This window comes from Kamptonema animale CS-326, from assembly GCF_028330895.1.
GTDB classification, from domain to species: domain Bacteria; phylum Cyanobacteriota; class Cyanobacteriia; order Cyanobacteriales; family Microcoleaceae; genus Kamptonema; species Kamptonema formosum.
The window spans coordinates 1-3,036 of the sequence record NZ_JAQMUA010000415.1; the positions used below are offsets into that span (position 1 = coordinate 1).

The window sequence follows — 3,036 nt, forward strand, 5'->3', positions numbered from 1 at the left end:
CCGGAGAGCTCTCCGGCTCGCACTACTTTATAATTCCGATGTCTATCTCCTAAACCTCTTTGTCACCCCCCCAGCTTGTCTAACAAACAAAAGAAACCGGGTTTTTCAGATCACCTTTGCCTATACACCGATATATGAGTGCAAAAATCCGGTTTCTCACTCCACGCGATCGCTCTTTTTGGGGATGGAGAAAAGCGATCGCTCTTGGGAATAGAGATGGCGATCGCCTCTTTCCTCAGACAAGGGCGATCGCTACCAATTAATTACCGTTAAAATCGTTACCTTTGCGAACTCTCGATCTGCCGTCACCAAACTTGCTGAATTTTGGATTGCCATTGCTGCAATCACCGCATCCGGTAATTTCAAGCGATATTGCTGGCGAATTTCAATGATTTTCTCAATCAAAACAGTATCCATCGCCACTAAACCAAGAACCTCCACTCGTTGAAGAAATTGCTCAAAAATCTGACGATCGCCTTGAGTCAGCCCAGGAAATACCAGAAACTCAATTTGGCTAATGACTGAAACTCCGAGCCACTCAGCATCTTTAAGTAATTCAATGAGTTGAAGATTTCCTTGAAGCAGAGCCACTATAGCATTCGTATCCAACACATAGCGATTACCACTCATCGCGTAGATTCCTCTGCATTCTTACTGCATCTCCCTGCCAAGTTAATCGCCCCACCAAAGCAGAGAAATCATAGCTGGGTTTCTGCTTTTCATCTGATGAAATCGGATTCAAAACCACTAAATTTTCCCGTTCTTTTAGCAATCGTAACGCAGCTAGTATCACTTCAGAAGCCGATGAGTACCTACCGTTTTTAACGGTTGACTGAATAAACTGATCTAGTTCAGGAGTTAAGGATATATTCATAATGTTGAGTCATCTATTTAAGCAAACTACTATCTCCCATAATAACAAAAACTATCAATTTTTGTTATTCAACATCTTTGGCGATGAGAAGATGGCGCGATCGCTGCCTAATTTCTTAGCTTGAATTACCTGGAGACTACCACCTGCATAAAGTGCGGGTTGCTGCGGTACACTGGCACTAGAATTTGACCGACTCAGGCCCACATCAAACCCCACCTCCGATAACAGATTAGTGAGATCCGTTTCAATTAACTGCCAAGCAGTCTCCGTTTCAAACAACCAGAAAAAAACTGCCACCCCTGGCCAAAATATCGGATTAGTCGGTCGGTGAAAATCTACCAAAGTGAAGATACCCTCCGGCTTGAGCACGCGGTAAACTTCTTGCAATATTTGCTGCAACTGCATAGGCTGCATTTCGTGCATCGCCACACTGGTATGCACCAAATCAAAATAATTGTCAGGAAATGGCATTTCCTCGGCAAAAGCTTCTATATACTGAACTGAGGGGACATTCTTTTTTGCCCGTTTCAGCGATAAGGGTGAAGCGTCGAGCCCGGTGACATCCTGAGAGTATTGGATTAGAAATTGAGTAGTTTGACCGCTACCACAGCAGAGGTCTAAGATTTTAGTGTCCGATCCGATGGTCAAACCTTGCAAGGCTAGCTGGCGAAAACGCGCTTCCCCGCCTACACTTAGAGCAGCGATGCGGGATATCGCGTCATAGAGCCACTGGTAACGATAACTTAAATCTCTAAGAATTGTTGCCATAGTTAAAATTGTGTATGTTTGGCTATCGACTAAGGCTTATTAAGAAGTTATATTATTAAAATTGGTAACAAAGCTGAGACAAGAGGGGAAATGCAAGCGCTATGGGTCGTATAGGAGTTTTACTACTAAATTTGGGTGGGCCGGATCAAATCGAAGATGTCCGCCACTTTCTTTTCAATCTGTTTTCTGACCCAGAGATTATTCGCATACCCTTTCCTTGGATGCAGAAACCCCTCGCCTGGTTGATTTCTACGCTGCGGGCCGAGAAATCCCAGGAAAACTACAAGCACATCGGCGGCGGCTCTCCTTTGCGACGAATTACAGAAGAGCAAGCCGTAGCACTGGAAGCAAAGTTACAGGAAAAGGGACAGGAAGCTAAAGTTTATGTGGGGATGCGTTATTGGCATCCTTTTACTGAGGAGGCGATCGCCAAAATCAAGCGCGATCGCATTGAACAGTTAGTAATCTTACCACTCTATCCCCAATTCTCTATCAGTACGAGTGGTTCCAGTTTCCGACTCTTAGAAAGGATCTGGCAAGACGATCCCACTCTCCAACAGCTTGAGTATACGCTTATTCCTTCTTGGTATCAGCGATCGGGCTACCTGCGGGCAATGGCTCAATTAATCGCCCAAGAACTCGATCGTCGCCCCGATCCCGATGGAGTTCATATATTCTTCAGCGCTCACGGTGTCCCCGTTAGCTATGTGGAAGAAGCAGGAGATCCTTACCAGCGAGAGATTGAGGACTGTACTAGCAGGATTATGCAGACTCTCAACCGACCAAATGACCATACCCTTGCTTACCAAAGTCGGGTTGGCCCGGTGGAATGGCTTAAACCATATACGGAAGATGCGATTCCAGAATTGGCTGCTAAAGGAGTTGATGAGTTGCTTGTAGTTCCGATCAGCTTTGTTTCTGAGCATATCGAAACTTTACAAGAAATTGATATGGAGTATCGCGAATTGGCAGAACATTCGGGGATTCACAACTTCCACCGCGTGCCGGCTCTTAATACTCATCCTGTATTTATTGAGGATTTAGCTGATTCAGTTATTGAGGCTTTGGATGCACCCCATATCAAGTTTTCTGAAGTGATACATCCTCCGAAGAAGGCAAAGATGTATCCGCAAGAACGTTGGGAATGGGGTTTGACTACGGCGGCGGAAGTTTGGAATGGTCGTCTGGCAATGATTGGGTTTATCGGACTTTTGGTGGAGTTAATCACAGGTCATGGCCCGCTGCATCTTATTGGGTTGCTTTAGGGTATTTGTTAGTTGTTAGTTGATAGTTGATAGTTGATAGTTGTTAGTTATTAGTTGATAGACACAATTAAACGTAGGGTGGGCGCTCGCCTCAAAAAGGCTATAAGTCATAGCAGAAGATGGTTGAGG

At 44.9% G+C, this 3,036-nt stretch carries 5 protein-coding genes; 2 read left to right on the forward strand and 3 right to left on the reverse strand.

The genetic code is table 11. The features are described from left to right. Nucleotides 1–138: 138 nt before the first annotated feature. Nucleotides 139–273 carry a hypothetical protein gene (locus PN499_RS24500; protein WP_272035457.1) on the forward strand — a complete coding sequence of 45 codons (135 nt, stop codon included), beginning with the start codon at nt 139–141 and terminating at the stop codon, nt 271–273. Here the strand turns inward: PN499_RS24500 and PN499_RS24505 are convergent. The 3 genes from PN499_RS24505 to PN499_RS24515 are packed head-to-tail and all read right to left on the reverse strand — an operon-like array spanning nt 253 to nt 1,642. Further along, on the reverse strand, nt 253–630 hold the full coding sequence (locus tag PN499_RS24505; RefSeq protein WP_272035459.1) for a type II toxin-antitoxin system VapC family toxin: 378 nt from the start codon (nt 628–630) through the stop codon (nt 253–255). The genes PN499_RS24500 and PN499_RS24505 overlap by 21 nt on opposite strands. Further along, the gene (locus PN499_RS24510) at nt 620–874 is read right to left on the reverse strand and encodes a type II toxin-antitoxin system ParD family antitoxin (protein ID WP_272035461.1); all 255 of its coding nucleotides are present in this window, start codon (nt 872–874) and stop codon (nt 620–622) included. Before PN499_RS24510 ends, PN499_RS24505 begins: the two co-directional genes overlap by 11 nt. Before the next feature lie 54 nt (nt 875–928). After that, nucleotides 929–1,642 carry a class I SAM-dependent methyltransferase gene (locus PN499_RS24515; protein ID WP_272035463.1) on the reverse strand — a complete coding sequence of 238 codons (714 nt, stop codon included), beginning with the start codon at nt 1,640–1,642 and terminating at the stop codon, nt 929–931. A gap of 101 nt (nt 1,643–1,743) precedes the next feature. Between PN499_RS24515 and hemH the strand changes: the two genes are divergently transcribed. Beyond that, nucleotides 1,744–2,907 (forward strand): ferrochelatase, encoded by a 1,164-nt coding sequence (gene hemH / locus PN499_RS24520; protein ID WP_272035465.1) that lies wholly within the window; start codon nt 1,744–1,746, stop codon nt 2,905–2,907. Nucleotides 2,908–3,036: the final 129 nt, after the last annotated feature.